Source organism: Amycolatopsis arida (genome assembly GCF_900115565.1).
GTDB classification, from domain to species: domain Bacteria; phylum Actinomycetota; class Actinomycetes; order Mycobacteriales; family Pseudonocardiaceae; genus Yuhushiella; species Yuhushiella arida.
Window position 1 is genome coordinate 160,940 of sequence record NZ_FOWW01000004.1, and the last position, 16,040, is coordinate 176,979.

Annotated in this window: 9 protein-coding genes; 3 read left to right on the top strand and 6 right to left on the bottom strand. The window is 71.4% G+C overall.

Annotated features, from left to right (window positions below; all coding sequences use genetic code 11):
• Window positions 1–218: 218 nt before the first annotated feature.
• The gene (locus BM051_RS13825; protein ID WP_092530539.1) at window positions 219–1,034 is read left to right on the top strand and encodes a siderophore-interacting protein; all 816 of its coding nucleotides are present in this window, start codon (window positions 219–221) and stop codon (window positions 1,032–1,034) included.
• Between the two features lie 219 nt (window positions 1,035–1,253).
• Here BM051_RS13825 and BM051_RS13830 read toward each other — a convergent pair whose 3' ends face one another.
• From BM051_RS13830 to BM051_RS13855, 6 genes are all read right to left on the bottom strand, one after another.
• The gene (locus BM051_RS13830; RefSeq protein ID WP_092530540.1) at window positions 1,254–2,255 is read right to left on the bottom strand and encodes a TIGR03842 family LLM class F420-dependent oxidoreductase; all 1,002 of its coding nucleotides are present in this window, start codon (window positions 2,253–2,255) and stop codon (window positions 1,254–1,256) included.
• 11 nt (window positions 2,256–2,266) lie between these two features.
• Complete coding sequence (gene hydA / locus BM051_RS13835) at window positions 2,267–3,658, bottom strand: dihydropyrimidinase (RefSeq protein WP_092530541.1); 1,392 nt, start codon at window positions 3,656–3,658, stop codon at window positions 2,267–2,269.
• Window positions 3,659–3,668: 10 nt separating this feature from the next.
• Window positions 3,669–4,511 carry a nitrilase-related carbon-nitrogen hydrolase gene (locus BM051_RS13840; protein ID WP_092530542.1) on the bottom strand — a complete coding sequence of 281 codons (843 nt, stop codon included), beginning with the start codon at window positions 4,509–4,511 and terminating at the stop codon, window positions 3,669–3,671.
• Window positions 4,462–6,042, bottom strand: a complete 1,581-nt coding sequence (locus tag BM051_RS13845) for an NCS1 family nucleobase:cation symporter-1 (RefSeq protein ID WP_092530543.1) — start codon at window positions 6,040–6,042, stop codon at window positions 4,462–4,464. The genes BM051_RS13840 and BM051_RS13845 overlap by 50 nt, the downstream gene beginning before the upstream one ends.
• A gap of 127 nt (window positions 6,043–6,169) precedes the next feature.
• On the bottom strand, window positions 6,170–6,586 hold the full coding sequence (locus BM051_RS13850) for a DUF6114 domain-containing protein (RefSeq protein WP_177216931.1): 417 nt from the start codon (window positions 6,584–6,586) through the stop codon (window positions 6,170–6,172).
• A complete protein-coding gene (locus tag BM051_RS13855; protein WP_092530544.1) occupies window positions 6,586–7,221 on the bottom strand; it encodes a DUF6230 family protein in 636 nt (211 codons plus the stop codon). Before BM051_RS13855 ends, BM051_RS13850 begins: the two co-directional genes overlap by 1 nt.
• Before the next feature lie 235 nt (window positions 7,222–7,456).
• Here BM051_RS13855 and BM051_RS13860 point away from each other — a divergent pair, with 235 nt between their 5' ends.
• Complete coding sequence (locus tag BM051_RS13860; RefSeq protein WP_092530545.1) at window positions 7,457–14,914, top strand: type I polyketide synthase; 7,458 nt, start codon at window positions 7,457–7,459, stop codon at window positions 14,912–14,914.
• Window positions 14,907–16,028, top strand: coding sequence for an SDR family oxidoreductase (locus BM051_RS13865; RefSeq protein ID WP_208325969.1), 1,122 nt, complete (start codon window positions 14,907–14,909; stop codon window positions 16,026–16,028). The genes BM051_RS13860 and BM051_RS13865 overlap by 8 nt, the downstream gene beginning before the upstream one ends.
• The last annotated feature ends 12 nt before the right edge of the window (window positions 16,029–16,040 follow it).

Below are 16,040 nucleotides of genomic sequence, written 5' to 3' on the forward strand. Positions count from 1 at the left end.
CCTGCGCCACCAGCACGGAACCCGGCGCCCCCTGACCGTGGGCGGGCGTCGTGTCCGCGCGCCGCGATCAGGTGTTCGCGCCGCACGACGCGGACACGCGTGCACAGAGGGCGGACACGCGTACGCGCAACGCGAGCAAGGGGGCAAGCGCGCGCCGGAGAAAGTGAGGGTAGCCTAATCTGAGTAAACGTCGTCGGGGTTTGTCGAGGAGAAGGCGTATGGCGGAGCAACCCGCCCGCAAGCGGCCGCTGACCCGGCTGCGGGTCCAGCGGGTGGAGCGGATCACCCCCCACATGATCCGGGTGGTCGCCGGAGGTGACGGGCTCGCCGAGTTCGTGGCGAACGGGTTCACCGACAGCTACGTGAAGCTGGTGCTCCCGGTGCCCGGGGTGCGCTACCCGGAGCCGTTCGACATGCGACGGATCCGGGCCGAGCTGCCACCGGAGCAGTGGCCGACGCTGCGCACCTACACCGTGCGCTACCTGGACCGGGCCGCGGGTGAGCTGGCCATCGACTTCGTCCACCACGGTGACCAGGGGCTGGGCGGCCCGTGGGCCGCGGCGGTGCGGCCCGGCGACGAGATGATGATCCTCGGCCCCGGCGGGGCCTACGCGCCCTCCGCCGACGTCGACTGGCATCTGCTGGTCGGTGACGAGAGCGCGCTGCCCGCGATCGGCGCCGCGCTGGAGGCGATGCCGGCCGGCGCACCGGTCCGGGCGCTGATCCTGGTCGAGGACGGCGCCGAGGAGCAGCTCCTCGTCACCAAGGGTGACGCCGAGGTGCGCTGGTTGCACCGTCGCGCCGGTGACGACGTGGTGGCGGCCGTGCGCGCCCTCGACTTCCCGGCCGGCACCGTGCAGGCGTTCGTGCACGGCGAGGCCGGGTTCGTCCGCGAGCTGCGCCGGCACCTGCTCGACGAGCGCGGGGTGCGCCGCGACCTGCTGTCCATCTCGGGCTACTGGCGGCGGGGCAAGAACGACGAGGAGTGGCGCGCGGAGAAGGCGGCGGAGAAGGCGTCGGAGAAGGCGTCCTGACCCCGACGCCGGCTCGCCCCGGCGGCACCCGGATGACCACGCCGGTGCCGAGCGGCCGGGTGGGGGACAGCCCGAACGTCGCGGAGAAGCTGTCGCTGACGTGCGGTGCGCTGGCGAAGCCCGCGCGCGACCGCGGCGGTGGTGAGGCCCGCGCCCGATCTGGCTCTACTGCGGCGTCGAGGTCGTCGCCGCGCAGTGCTGGCGGTCAGCGCCTGACCCTCACCCGCCCGCCAGTGCGCCGATCACCTCTCTGCCGTAGGCGGCCAGCGTCTCCTCCCGCTGGTCGTGCATCAGGTACACGGCGAACTGGTCGACCCCCAGGGCGGCCAGTTCCCGCAGCCGGTCCACGTGCGCCCCGGCCGGCCCCAGCAGGCAGAACCGGTCGACGATCTCGTCGGGCACGAAGTCGGTGGACGGGTTGCCGGCCCGCCCGTGGTGGGCGTAGTCGTAGCCCTCGCGCCCGGCGATGTAGTCGGTCAGCTCCCGCGGCACCGGCCCGGTGTCGCCGTAGCGGGCCACCAGGTCCGCCACGTGGTTGCCGACCATCCCGCCGAACCAGCGCAGCTGCTCCCGCTGGTGCGCCAGGTCGGTGCCCACGTAGGCGGGCGCGGCCACGCAGACGGTGATCCCCGCGGGGTCCCGCCCCGCGGCGCGCGCCGCCTCCCGCACCGAGCCGATCGTCCACCGGGCGATCGCCGGGTCGGCGGTCTGCAGGATGAACCCGTCGGCGTGCTCGCCGACCATCCGCAGCGCCTTCGGCCCGTACCCGGCCATCCACATCTCCAGCCGGCCGTCGCGGACCCACGGGATGCGCACCACCCGGTCGCCCATCGACACCGCCCTGCCCTCGGCCAACTCCTTGATCACGTGCATGGCGTCGCGCACGGTGGCCAGCGTCGACGGCGGCTTGCCGACCACCCGGTGCGCCGAGTCGCCGCGGCCGATGCCGCACACGGTGCGGTTGCCGAACATGTCGTTGAGCGTGGCGAACAGCGACGCGGTCACCGACCAGTCCCGGGTACCCGGGCTGGTCACCATCGGGCCGACCGTCATCGTCGACGTCGCCGCCAGGACCTGCGAGTAGATCACGAACGGCTCCTGCCACAGCACGCAGGAGTCGAACGTCCAGCCGTAGCCGAAGCCCTGATCCTCGGCCACCCGCATCAGCCGGACCACCTCGCGTGCCGGCGGGTCGGTCTGCAACACCACCCCGAAGTCCATTGCGGACACCCCTATCGCAGGTACTGGCAGCGGTCCCGGGACAGGAACGTGCCGTGGCCGACCCTTCCGCTGAACGTCCCACCGGAGAGCACCACCCGGCCCCGGGAGAGCACCGTCTCGACCCGGCCGGTGACCTCGAAGCCCTCGTACGCCGAGTAGTCCACGTTCATGTGGTGGGTGGCCGCGGACAGGGTCTGCCGCGCCGTGGGGTCGTAGATCACGATGTCGGCGTCCGATCCCGGCGCGATGACGCCCTTGCGCGGATAGAGTCCGAACATCAGCGCCGGGGTGGTCGAGGTGATCTCCACCCAGCGGGCCAGGGAGATCTCCCCGCTGACCACGCCCTGGTGCAGCAGGTCCATCCGGTGCTCCACGCCGGGCATCCCGTTCGGGATGTCCCGGAAGTCGTCCCTGCCGAGCTCCTTCTGGTCCTTCAGACAGAACGGGCAGTGGTCGGTCGACACCACCGACAGGTCGTTGGTGCGCAAGCCCCGCCACAGGTCGGTCTGATGCGACCTGTCCCGTAGCGGCGGGGACGCCACGTACTTCGCGCCCTCGAAGCCGGGGGCCATCATGTCGTCGAGCGACAGGTAGAGGTACTGCGGGCAGGTCTCGGCGAACACGTTCTGCCCGGTGTCGCGCGCCTCGGCGACGGCGGCCAGTGCCTGCGCCGCGGACAGGTGCACGATGTAGAGCGGCGCGCCGGTGACCTTGGCCAGCATGATCGCCCGATGGGTGGCCTCGCCCTCCAGCTCCGGCGGCCGGGTGAGGCCGTGCTGCGCCGGCTCCCGGCGGCCCTCGGCGATCGCCCGCGCCGCGAGCTCGTCGATCGCGATGCCGTTCTCGGCGTGCATCATGATCGTCGCGCCGATCTCGGTCGCCTTGTCCATCGCGCGCAGGATCTCGCCGTCCGTGGAGTAGAGCGCGCCCGGGTAGGCCATGAACATCTTGAAGCTGTTCACCCCGGCGCCGGCGCAGGTCGACATCTCCTTGAGCGTCGTGTCGTTGACGTCCGACACGATCATGTGGAAGGCGTAGTCCACGGCGCAGTTGCCGTCCGCCTTCCGATGCCATTCGTCCAAAGTAGCCAGCAGGGACGTGCCCTTCTCCTGCTTGGCGAAGTCGATGATCGTGGTGGTGCCGCCCCAGGCCGCCGCGGTGGTGCCGGTGGCGAAGGTGTCCGAGACCACCGTCCCGCCGAAGGGCATCTCCATGTGGGTGTGCGCGTCGACACCGCCGGGCAGCACGTACTTTCCGGCGGCGGCGAGCACGGTGTCCGCGGCGTCGGGGTCGAACACGCCCGGCGCGGCGACCGCCGCGATCCGCTCGCCGTCCACCAGGACATCGGCCGCGCTCGCGCCGGTGCTGCTGAGCACGGTGCCGCCGGTGATCAGGGTTCGCATGCCGGCCTCCTCACGCCTCGACGAGCGGCCCGTAGCTGTCCGGCCGCCGGTCCCGGTAGAACGCCCACAGGTCGCGGACCTCGGCCAGCAGGCCCATGTCCAGGTCCCGCACCACGACCTCGTCCTCGGTGTCCGAGGCCGCCTCGCCGACCACCTGGCCGCGTGGGTCGGCGAAATAGGACTGGCCATAGAACTCGTTGTCCCCCAACGGCTCCACGCCGACCCTGTTGATGGTGCCGACGAAGTACTCGTTGGCCACGGCGGCGGCCGGCTGCTCCAACCGCCACAGGTACTCGGAAAGGCCGCGGCTGGTGGCCGACGGGTTGAACACGATCCGCGCGCCGGCGAGGCCGAGCGCCCGCCAGCCCTCCGGGAAGTGCCGCTCGTAGCAGATGTACACCCCGATCCGGCCGACCGCGGTGTCGAACACCGGGTAGCCCAGGTTGCCGGGACGGAAGTAGAACTTCTCCCAGAACCCCTTCACCTGCGGGATGTGGTTCTTGCGATGCTTGCCGAGGTAGCGGCCGTCGGCGTCGATCACCGCGGCCGTGTTGTAGTACACGCCCGGCTGCTCGGCCTCGTACACGGGCACCACGAGCACCACGCCGTGCCGCTCGGCCACCTCCCGCATCAGCTGTGTGGTGGGGCCGTCCGGGACGGCCTCGGTGTAGGAGTAGTAGTCGGTATCCTGCACCTGGCAGAAGTAGGGGCCGTAGAACAACTCCTGCAGGCACACCACCTGCGCGCCCTGTGACGCGGCGTGGGCGATGGCGTCGACGGCGCCCGCGATCATCGACTCCTTGTCACCCGTCCACCGCTGCTGTACCAGCGCCGCCCGTATGAGGTCGCTCACCTGTGTCCTCCTTCGTCGTCCGCAGGAACTCGGCCCGGCTGGGGGCGCCGCGGGACAGCAGCAGGTACGCCGCGAACGCGGCCACCAGACCCACCAGCCAGCTGTAGTCGTAGAAGGGCTTGAACAGCGGGATCAGTCCGTCCGCCGGGAACGGGCCGGCGCCGGGCTCGGAGTAGGCGCCGCCGACGGCGAGCACCGCGCCGACCGCGGTGGCCACCAGCGCCCGCCAGTTCCAGCCGCCGCGGAACCAGTAGCGGCCGCCCTCGGCGTACAGGTCGGTCAACCACAGGCGGGTCCTGGCGTGGGCCCAGTAGTCGGCCACCAGCACCCCGGCCACCGCGGCCAGGGTGCCGCCGTAGAAGCCGAGCCAGGCGAAGATGTAGATGTTGGGGTCGGCGATCAGCCGCCACGGCTGGATCGCGATGCCCAGCACCCCGGTGATCAGCCCGCCGACCCGGAAGCTGATCCGCCGCGGAAAGGCGTTGGAGAAGTCGTAGGACGGGCTGACCACGTTGGCCGCGAGGTTGGCCGACACGGTGGCCAGGCCGAGCCCGAGCAGCGCGAGCACCACGACGAGCGGCGAGTCGAACCGGCTGGCCAGCTCCACCGGGTCCCAGATCGCCTCGCCGTAGATCACGATGCCGCCCGAGGTGATCATGATGGACACGATCGCCATGAACGACATCGTGGTGGGCAGGCCGAGCACCTGGCCGAGCGCTTGCTTGCGCTGGCTGGCGCCGAACCGGGTGAAGTCCGGCATGTTCAGCGACAGGGTCGCCCAGAACGCGATCATGCCCATCAGCGAGGGCGCGAACACCACCCAGAAGTCCGCACCCCAGCCCAACCGGGACGGCTGGGAGAAGATCGGGCCGAGGCTGCCGGCCTTCACCAGCACCCAGACCAGCAGGATGAGGAAGCCGACGGTGACCAGCGGCGCGCTCCAGTTCTCGAACCGGCGGACCGCGTCGATCCCGCGCCAGATGATGGCCATCTGGAAGGCCCAGAAGGCGAGGAAGCCGAGCCACATCGTCCAGGGCTGGCCGAACACCTCGGCGGCGTGCAGCCAGCCGTCGCCGACCAGCGTGCCGAGGATGACGAAGATCGCCTGCCCGCCGACCCAGGTCTGGATGCCGAACCAGCCGCAGGCGATGAACGCGCGCAGCAGGGCCGCGAGATTGGCGCCGCGGACGCCGTAGCTGGCGCGGGCGAACACGGGGAAGGGGATGCCGTACTTGGTCCCGGCGTGGCTGTTGAGCAGCATCGGGATCAGCACGATCAGGTTGCCGAGGGTGATGGTGAGGAACGCCTGCGCCCAGTTCATCCCGATGGCGATGAGGCCGGAGGCGAGCAGGTACGAGGGGATGTTGTGGGCCATCCCCATCCACAGCGCGAAGTAGTTGTACGTCGTCCAGCGGCGCCCCGCGACCGGGACCGGGGCCAGCTCCGGGTTGAGGAAGCGGCTCCCGGCGATGGCGGCCGAGTCGACCAGTTCGATCCGGCCGTCGCGGTGACGCAGCTGCGCGGGCTCCATCCCGGCATCGTCGTGTCCGACCGGCGCGGACGGGACTGGCAGAGTGTTCAGCGATACGTGACACAGCACACACTCTGTCGATTGCGTCGTGCCCTGCCGACGGACAACGACAATGCCAGCGGGCTGGTCAGGTGGGCTCGGCGACGTCGGTGGTGCGTCGCACCTCGGTGTTCGTTCCGGCGGGCCGAGGTGGGGACCAGGCGAGGGCCAGCGAGCCGCCCACCAGGGCCAACACCATGCCAACGAGGAAACCACCCAGGTTGGTCGTCACGTAGGACACGAAGCCGAACACCAGGACCACGATGCCGAGCGGCACGCGCCGGTGGGGCAGGCGGAGCAGCAGGATGCCACATCCCACCAGCACAGCTCCGGCGAGCAGGGCGCCGACCCCGGTGACGCCCTGTACCAGGAGGAACTTCGCGCTCCACAGGGGGACGAACAGCAGTTCCAGCCCGGCGAGGGTGGTGACCAGGCCAGCGAGGAAGGGGCGGGTGCGCCGCCAGGCACGAAACCAGGTGCCGACCCCGGTGCGTGTGGCCGGCATCAGAAGCATTCCGGTCCACGTAACGACACGTCGAACCGGAGGCCGGGGACCTGCAGGGTGCCGGCGACCAGTTGTCGTGTGGTGAGGCGGAGGTCGTCGATCACCAGGGAGTCGGCGCGTTGGGCGTAGTCGGCGCCATCGGGGTGCTCGGAATCGGGCCGCAGCGCGCCGAGGCCGATACCGCTGAACGTGGTGTTGCCGAGCAGGTCGGTCAGGTTCAGCACGAGGTCCTGCACCTCGACGGGGGCGCCCTCGCCGGAGGTGATGCGCAGGGTCACCGGGCCGATCGGGGTCGGTACCGCGGTGGACTGGCACAGGGAGGTGATGCGGGCCGAGATCAGCGTGGTCAGCGCGATCGGCTGGCCGGCAGAACCGGTCAGGTCGAGTTGCGGAACCTGGAGGAAGCCGCTTCCCTCCAACCGAGCCGCCGAGACCTTGACCGGGATGCCCGACAGCGCGACGGAGACCGGCAGCGCGGAGGTGGCGGTGAGGACCAGCAGCCCGGCGGCGGCGATCAGGTTCGCGATGGCCAGCGCGCAGAAGCGGCCCCAGCGGGTGCGGCCCGGCGGAGGTGGCACCGGGAAGTCCGCCGGTGTGTTCGGCTCGGGCGGTTCCGTTCCGGAATCGGTGTGCACGCGAGGGTCCTCGTGAAGAGTTGGTGACAGGATCAGGTTCCGGCAGTCTAGAACTCGCCGGCCGGTGGCGCCGCCGGCAATGCGACCCGGTTGGGTGAAGATGGGGGGGAACCACCAGATCGAGTGATGGGTAGTTGTGTCCCGGCCCCGGGGCGTGAAACTGTGGCGCTTACCGTTCCAATGGTTTACATGTCGATTCGTGTCGACGTTTCCGGACCGATCTCGAGGAGTGGGTATGACCGGGTTGGCCGCGACGGGTGCCGCCAGGGAGGACGTCGCCGCGGAGGGGATCGCGGTGGTCGGGGTCGGATGTCGGCTGCCGGGTGGGATCAGTGGGCTCGACGGCTTGTGGTCGGCCCTGTCCGAGGGACGCGACCTCGTGTCGGAACTGCCGATTGACCGCTTCGCCACGGAGCGGTTCGTGGACCCCGCCCGGCGGCGGCGCGGGAAGTGCTATACGAGCGCGGCGGGGGTGTTGACCGGATTCAACCTGGCCGAGTTCGATGCCAAGTTCTTCGGCGTGTCGCCTCGGGAAGCCAGTCGGATGGATCCGCAACAACGGTTGTTGCTGGAAATGTCGGTCGAGGCGTTCGACGATGCTGGTATTGATCCCGCGGGACTGACAGGATCGGATACCAGTGTTTTCGTGGGAATTTCCGAGGTCGGCTACTCGTTTTTCCAGAACGCGAACCTGTCCAGCGTCAACGCGTACACCAATTCGGGCTGTGCGGCGTCGATTGCGGCGAACCGCCTGTCGTACTTCTTCGATTTCCACGGACCGAGCATGGCGATCGACACGGCGTGCTCGTCGTCCTTGGTCGCCGTGCACCAGGCATGCCGAAGCCTGGTTGACGGAACGTGCCGGGTGGCGCTCGCCGCCGGAGTGAACGTCCTGCTGAATCCCTATTCCTTCGTCGGTTTCGCGCGGGCCTCGATGTTGTCGCCGAGCGGCCGCTGCCGCCCCTTTTCGGCCAACGCCGATGGGTACGTGCGGGCCGAGGGTGGCGGGGTGGTGGTGCTCAAGCGACTGTCGGACGCGGTGGCCGACGGTGACCGGGTGCACGGCGTGATCCTCGGGTCGGGAACCAACTGCGACGGCCGCACCCGGGGGCTGGCATTGCCGGGGGCGCGGACGCAGGAGGCGTTGTTGCGCCAGGTGTACGCCGCGGCGGGGGTGGAACCGGACGAGGTGGGGTACTTCGAGGCACACGGCACCGGGACCCCGGTTGGTGACCCGATCGAGTGCGCCGCGATCGGCGGGGCACTGGGGCGACACCGGCGGAAGGGCCAGTTGCTTCCCGTGGGGTCGGTGAAGTCGAACCTGGGGCACCTGGAGCCGGCCGCCGGCATGGCGGGCCTGCTGAAGGCCCTGGTGGTGTTGCGACATCACACGGTTCCACCGACGTTGCACGTCACCCCGCCGAACCCCGAGATCGACTTCACTGGATGGGGACTGGCCCCGGCGGTGGAGGCCGGCCCGTTGTCCACCGACGGGCGCGGGGTTGTCGGGGTGAACTCGTTCGGGTTCGGCGGCGCGAACGCCCACGTGATCGTGGGTGCCGGGCCGGCGCCGCGTCCGAACGGAGCCCCACCGGCCGCGATGCGGTTACCGGTCGTGGTCTCGGCCCGGTCCCCGGAGGCCCTCACCGTCGCCGCCGAACGGATGGCCGAGCACCTCGCCGACGCCACACCGGTCGGCTTCACCGACATCGCCTACACCGCGGCCCGCCGGCGCGGCCACCACCCCCATCGGGCGGTCGTGCTGGCCGGCGATGGTCGGGAGGCCGCCGACCGGCTGCGGCGTGTGCTAGATCAACCGGCGGCCGCCGTTGGGCGGGGCAGGGCCACCGCGCGAGGACGGGTCGCGTTCGTGTTCTCCGGCAACGGTGCGCAGTGGGCGGGAATGGGCGCGGACCTGCTGGCGACGGACGCGGTGTTCCGCAGTGCGGTGGCGGCGGTCGACGCCCGCCTGCGGCCGAGGCTGGGCTGGTCGGTGGCCGCGGAGCTGGCGGCGAACGCCCACGACCGTATGAGGCGCACCGAGGTGGCGCAGCCGGCGTTGTTCGCGGTGCAGGTCGGGGTAGCGGACCTGCTGCGATCGTGGGGCGTGATTCCGGCGGTCACCGTGGGACACAGTGCGGGCGAGGTCGCGGCGGCGTACGTGGCCGGCGCGCTCGACCTGGACGCCGCCTGCCAGGTGGTCGCCGAGCGCAGCCGCGCTCAGGCGGTGACGGCCGGCTCGGGGCGGATGGCGGCGGTGGGCCTGCCCGTGGACCGGGCCCGCGAGGTGCTGGCCCGCTGGCCCGGGCTCGAGCTGGCGGCGATCAACACCGGTCAGGACGTCACGATCAGTGGCGATGCCGGAGAACTGGCGGCGTTGGGCGAACACCTCATGGCACAGGGGGTGTTCTTCCGGGAGCTGGACCTGGATTACCCCTTTCACAGCAGGGCGATGGATCCGATCGTGGCGCCGCTGCGGACGGTACTGGCGGACCTGGCGCCGACCGCGTCCCGGTTGCCAATGGCCTCGACGGTGACCGGGCGGTGGGTCTCCGGCGCGGAGCTGGACGGGGACTACTGGGGGCGCAACGTGCGGGAGCCGGTGCTGTTCGGCCCGGCGGTGCAGTGCCTGCTCGGCGACGGGGTCGACGTCTTCGTCGAGGTCGGCCCGCACCCGGTGCTGGGCGGGTACCTGCGCCGGCTGGCCGGCACCGTGCCGGAGCTCACGGCGGTGGTGGATACCCTGACCCGGACGATCGGGGGTGCGCAGGCGCTCGAGGCGACGATGGCGGCGCTGATCGCGGCCGGAGTGCCGGTGGACTGGGACCGGTACTTCCCGAAACCGGGGCGGGTGGTGGAGCTACCGCCGTATCCGTGGCAGCGCGAGCGGCACTGGAACGGGACGCCACACAGCCTGCTGAGTGCCGGTGGCGACGGCACGATCGACCACCCGTTGCTGGGGGAGCGGATGGCGGTGTTGGAGCCGACCTGGCAGGACGTGGTGGAGCCAGTGCGGGTGCCGTGGCTGGCCGACCATCGGGTGGGTGGGGCCGTCGTGTTGCCGGCGGCCGCCTACGTCGAGATGGCACTCGCCGCCGGCCGGCGCGTCCACGACGCCCCGGTGGAGGTCACCGACCTGCGGATCACCAGCGCGCTCGTGTTGCACCGGGACGACGGCCAGGACGTGCGTCTCCAGTTCTCCCTGTCGGAAGAGGACGACGTCTTCCGGGTCGCCAGCCGGACCGAGGACGGTGCGGAGTGGCATGTCCACGCCACCGGCCGGGTTCGTCGGCTCTGGCGGCCGCAACCGCTGCCCGCCGGCCCCCGCGATCCCGGGCCGCCGTTGCCCCGACGACTGTCGAAAAAGGACTTCTACGGCGGCGCGGCCGAGGCCGGCCTTGACTACGGGCCGGCGTTCCAGGTGCTCGACGAGCTGCGGGTGGGCGAGGACCACGTGCTGGCGTCCTATGTCCACGAGGCATCGCAGACCGGCTACGAGGTGCATCCGGCGCTGCTGGACGCCACGCTGCAGGCCGGTGCCCCGCTGCTCGACTCGGCCGCCGAGGGGAAGGCCTTCCTGCCCGTCTCGATCGGCACCGTCCGTTGCTGGCGGCAGCCGGCGGCACGTGGGATGGTCCGGGTTCGGTCCCGCGCTCGGACCGAGCGCTACGCCCGTTGGGACATCACCGTTTTGGACGACCAGGGCATCGTCGCCCTGGAACTGCGCGACGTCTGGTTACGCCGGTTCGACGCCTTGGACGCCCCACCTGTGCAACGGTACGTCACCGTGTTGCGAGCCGCGCCGTACGAGAGCGGTGAGCTGGCACCCGCACCGGTACCGGCGGTCGACGAGTTGCTCGCCACCCCTCAGGGGGAATCCGCGCGGGCGGTTCTCGAGCACGTCGACAGCGAGGTGTTGCGGTGGACACGGCAGGGCTGTGCCCACTACGCGGCGGCCGCCCTCGCGGAGTTCGTGCCGCTCGGGCAGGAGTTCGACCAGGACGACCTGCTCGCCGCGGGCCTGTCGGCGAAGTTCGCCGGACTGGCGGAACTGCTGCTGTCGGCGGCCCAGGCACAGGGGTTCGCGCACCGGACCGGCGATCGGCGTTGGCGCCTGACATCCGCGGGTGACCCATCCTCGGTGGTGCGGTCCCTGATCGAGGAGTGTCCCCAGCACGGCCCCGAGACGGCACTGTTCGGCCAGGTGGGGAACCAACTCGCCGGGATCTTACGCGGCCAGCGGGACCCGGGCGAGATGATCACGGTTGACTGTGCCGCGCTCGTCGAGCGATACCACGAGGTGGCTCCGCTGGGCCGGGCCACCACTCTGGCCATCCTGCGGCTGCTGAGTGCGGTCGTGAACGGCTGGCCGGAGGACCACCCGTTGCGGGTGCTGGAGGTGGGCGCCGGCACGGGTGCGACGAGCGCGGCCCTGCTACCGGTGCTGCCGCCCGAGCGCACCCGGTACGTCGTCACCGACACGAGCCGGGCGTTGTTCCCCCGGGCACGGAAACGCCTCGAGCGCTACGACTTCGTCGATTTCGCGGTACTGGATCTCGATCGCGACCCGGCCGACCAAGGATTTCCCGATGCCACCTTCGACGTCATCGTCGCGTCGAACACCCTGCACGGCACGGTCGACCTGGAGCGGTCGGTGCGGTCGGTGTCCCGACTGCTCACCGACGGCGGCCTGCTTCTCGCCGGCGAAACGCACGATCCCGAGCTGGTGGTGTTGCCGTTCGGCGTCCTGGATGGCTTCTGGCGTGCCGCCGACCGGGATCTCCGGCCGACGTCGGGATTGTTGCCCCGCGCGGCCTGGCCGGCCCTGCTGCGCCGGTGCGGGTTCGGTGACGTCGTCCAACTCGGTGACGAGCGGGAACCGCTCCGCGGCGCGGCCTCGGTCCTCGTGGCCGCCCGGGAGCGACGCCGCCCGGTCGAGCCCGTGCTGCCCCCTACCCCCCTCGGTACCCGGTGGATCGTGCTCGCCGAGGACGACACCGAGGTCGAGTTCGGCGCGGCGCTGGCGGAACGGTTGACCGACGCCGGTGCCGACGAGGTGCGGGTTGCGGTGCCCGGTGCGGCACCCGACGGCTGGCCGGCCGTGCTCGATCCCGACGCCGCCTCGGTGCGGATCGTGTTCCTGCTGTCGGCGGGTCCCGCCCTTCCCGGGGGAACGGGCCGCGTGGTGCCGGACCGGTTGGGGCGCCGAGCCGCGATCCTTCGGGACCTCGCGGTGGCCGGGGATCGGCTGCCGGACACATCGGACACCGAATGCTGGGTGGTGACCCGGCCGAGTGGGGCGCTGCCCGCGCCGGAACGTCCGGAGGCACCCGAGGACGCCGCGATCTGGGGCGCCGCGCGGTCCCTGGCCAACGAGTGCCCGGCACTGGGGGTCCGGCGGTTGTCCCTGGCACGGGTCTCCGACCTCGGAGAGAATGCCGACCGGTTGGCGAGGGAACTGCTCACCCCGAGCGACGAGGACGAGATCGTGCTGACCGGCGGTGGCCGGTTCGTGCCCCGGGTGGTCGAAGCCGAACCCGAGACCGCGATGGTGGCGGTGGGGGAGACGACGCCGTGCTCGCTCCAGCTCCACAATCCGGGCCTGTCCTACCGGCTTTCCTGGGTTCCCCGTTCCCGCCCGGTCGTCGGCCCCGGCGAGGTGGCGATCGCGCCGCGCGCGACGGCCCTGAACTACCGCGACGTGCTCAACGCGGTGGGCGTGTTGCCACCGGAGGCGGTGCACGGCACGGTCAGCGAGGCGGGGCTCGGCTTCGAGTGCGCGGGAGTGGTGACCGAGGTCGGCGCCGGGGTCACCGAGCTGGCGCCGGGAGACCGGGTGTTCGGCATGGCCCCGGCCGCATTGGGCTCACCCGTCGTGGCCGATGCGCGGGCGGTGGCGCGGATACCCGATGGGCTGTCCTTTACCGAGGCCAGCACGCTTCCGGTGGCCGCGATCACCGTCCACCACGGCCTGGGCACCCTCGCGCGGCTGGCGCCCGGCGAGGTGCTTCTGGTGCACGGCGGCGCTGGTGGCGTCGGGCTCGCGGCCCTGCAGTACGCGCGGCACCGGGGCGCGACGGTCATCGCCACGGCTGGGTCGGCGGCCAAGCGGAACCTGCTGCGCACGCTCGGCGTCGAGCACGTCTTCGCCTCCCGCGACTTGTCCTTCGTCGACGACGTGCTGAGGGCGACAGGGGGGCGGGGCGTGGACGTGGTGCTCAACTCGCTGGCCGGCGAGGCGGCCGTGCGTAGCCTCGAACTGCTGTGCCCGCACGGCCGGTTCGTCGAGCTGGGCAAGCGGGACATCCTGGAGAACAAACGACTGTCGCTGCGCCCGTTGGAACGTAACATCAGCCTGTTCTGCGTCGACCTCAGCACCGGTGAACCGGACCATCCGCTGTCCAATTCGCCGATGTCCGTCGTGGCCGAGCTGGTTGCCGAGGATGTGTTTCGGCCGTTGCCCCACACGGTGTATCCGGCCGCCAGAGTGGCCGAGGCGGTCGAGTTCCTGCGGCATTCGCGGCACATCGGTAAGGTGGTCGTCTCGTTCGAGGCGGACGTGCCGGTGGAACTGCGGCCGGCCCCGGTGCGGCTGGACCCCTCGGCCAGCTACCTGGTCACCGGCGGCCTCGGTGGGTTCGGCGCCGCCACGGCGCGCTGGTTGGCCGCCCGCGGTGCCCGAAACCTGGCGCTGGTGAGCCGGCGTGGCCCGGACGCCCCGGAGGCGTCAGGGCTGGTCGCCGAGTTGGCCGCACAGGGCGTCACGGCGACCGCCTACGCCGCGGATGTGGCCGACGTGGCGGCGATGCGGCGGGTATTCGACGGTGTGGCCGCGACCGGCTGCCCGCTGCGAGGGGTGGTACACGCGGCCATGCGACTCGATGACGCGCCACTCGGGGAGTTGACGGACGACCGGTTCCGCACAGCGCTCGTCCCGAAGCTGCGCGGCGCGCAAGTCCTGGACGAGCTGACCGCGGACAAGTCGTTGGACTTCTTCCTGTTGTTCTCCTCGGTGTCCGCGTTGGTCGGCCAGATCGGGCAGGGGAACTACTGCGCCGGCAACCTCGCCACCGAGGCACTGGCCCGGAATCGGCGGTGGCGGGGACTGCCGGGGCAAGCGGTCGAGTGGGGGGTCCTCGGCGAGGTCGGGTACGCGGCACGCACCGGCATGGTCGACACCCTGACCAGCTTCGGGTTGGACACCCTGGCCCCGCGGGAGGTACTGGCCGAGCTCGAGCGGTTCCTCGGCACCGACCTCGACGTGTTGACGGCCGGAAGAATGGACTGGGGCCGGCTCCGCGACGCGCTGCCCGCGCTGCGGGCGCCGCGGCTGGCGAGGCTACTGCCACCGTGCGATGAGGGCACCGGACAGGACCACGCCGACTTCGCGGCCCTGTTGGCGGAGGTGGGTCCCGAGGAAGCCCACGTTCGCGTTCGCCAGGCGCTGGTGGAGTTGCTGGCCGGCGTGCTCCAGATCGAGGCGGACCGGATCGAGCCGTCTTCCCGCCTGGACCAACTCGGCATGGACTCGCTGATGGGCGCCGAGTTGCTGGTGTCGATCCGGGCGCGGCTCGGTTGCGACGTCCCGGTCATGGCGGCGGTCCGCAGCAGGAACGTGGACGACCTGGCGCGGATCGTGCTCGCCCGGCTCGTTCCCGGCGCGGCGGACCAGGACGGGGAGCCGCGTGGCTGAGCCGGGAGTGGCATTGACCGGCGCCACCGGATTCCTCGGGGCGCACCTGGTTCGGGAGTTGCTGCGCCGCCACCGCACGCTCACCGTCCTGGCGCGCGGGGACTCGGCATCCGTACTCGACCGCATCGGCCGGTTCCTGCGGCTGGCCGGGGCGTCCGCGGAGCTGCTCGACGAGCTTCCCGGGCGCGTTCGTCCGGTGCGGACGGATCTCACCCGACCGCGGCTCGGGCTGTCCGCCACCGCGTTTCGAGAACTGGCCGACGAGCTCGACGTCCTCTGGCACTGCGCGGGCGACGTCACCCTGGGCGGGGACCTGGCCGAGCTGCGCCGGGTCAATGTCGGGGGTACCCGACAGATGCTGGACCTGGCCGCGGCGGGGCGGCGACAGCCCCTGCTCCACCATGTCAGCACGGCCTTCGTCGCCGGTGCCCATCGGTACGGCACGATTCGGGAGGATTTTCTGGACGACAGTGCCGGCTTCGAAAACCACTACGAGCGGTCGAAGTTCGAAGCCGAAGTGCTCGTGCGCCGGTGGGCCGCGGAGCACGGGCGGCCCGTCGTCGTGTTCCGGCCGAGCGTGCTGGTCACCGACCTGCCCCGGTGCGCCGACCTGCCCCGGCACACGGTCGGCCTGGTCGGCGAACTCGTCGAGAAACACCTGCGGCAGTTCGGGCTGGCCGACCACTGGCCGCCGGAGCACCTGCGCCCGGTGGTCCGGATCGTCGGGGACTCCACCGCCCACCTCAACCTGCTGCCGGTCGACACGGCCGCGTCGGTGATGGCGAGGCTGGCCGAGCACCCCCCGTCCGGTGGGGTGGATACTTTCCACATCGTGCATCGCTGGGACACGCTGATCGCCGACCTGCTCGCCGTGCTGGAACGGATCGCGCCCGTGCGTCCCCGGCTCGTCTCCGGTGTTCCGCCGGACGAGACGTCGTTGGAGGCCGCCGTGCGCTACTACTCGGCCTTCGGATCCTACGCGCGGCAGCACCGGCGGTTCGACGACAGCAGGGTGCGCGCGTTGCTCGGCAATTCGACGCACTGCCCGCGGCTGGATCGGAACTACCTACACGCCACCATACGACGCGCCGCCGCGTCCGCGGCCCGCGCGTAAGGGCGCCGCGCC

Coding starts and splice junctions, on each gene's coding strand:
- BM051_RS13845 (WP_092530543.1), bottom strand. CDS start 6,042: ATGGAGCCCGCGCAGCTGCGTCACCGCGACGGCCGGATCGAACTGGTC.
- BM051_RS13825 (WP_092530539.1), top strand. CDS start 219: ATGGCGGAGCAACCCGCCCGCAAGCGGCCGCTGACCCGGCTGCGGGTC.
- hydA (WP_092530541.1), bottom strand. CDS start 3,658: ATGCGAACCCTGATCACCGGCGGCACCGTGCTCAGCAGCACCGGCGCG.
- BM051_RS13850 (WP_177216931.1), bottom strand. CDS start 6,586: ATGCCGGCCACACGCACCGGGGTCGGCACCTGGTTTCGTGCCTGGCGG.
- BM051_RS13830 (WP_092530540.1), bottom strand. CDS start 2,255: ATGGACTTCGGGGTGGTGTTGCAGACCGACCCGCCGGCACGCGAGGTG.
- BM051_RS13860 (WP_092530545.1), top strand. CDS start 7,457: ATGACCGGGTTGGCCGCGACGGGTGCCGCCAGGGAGGACGTCGCCGCG.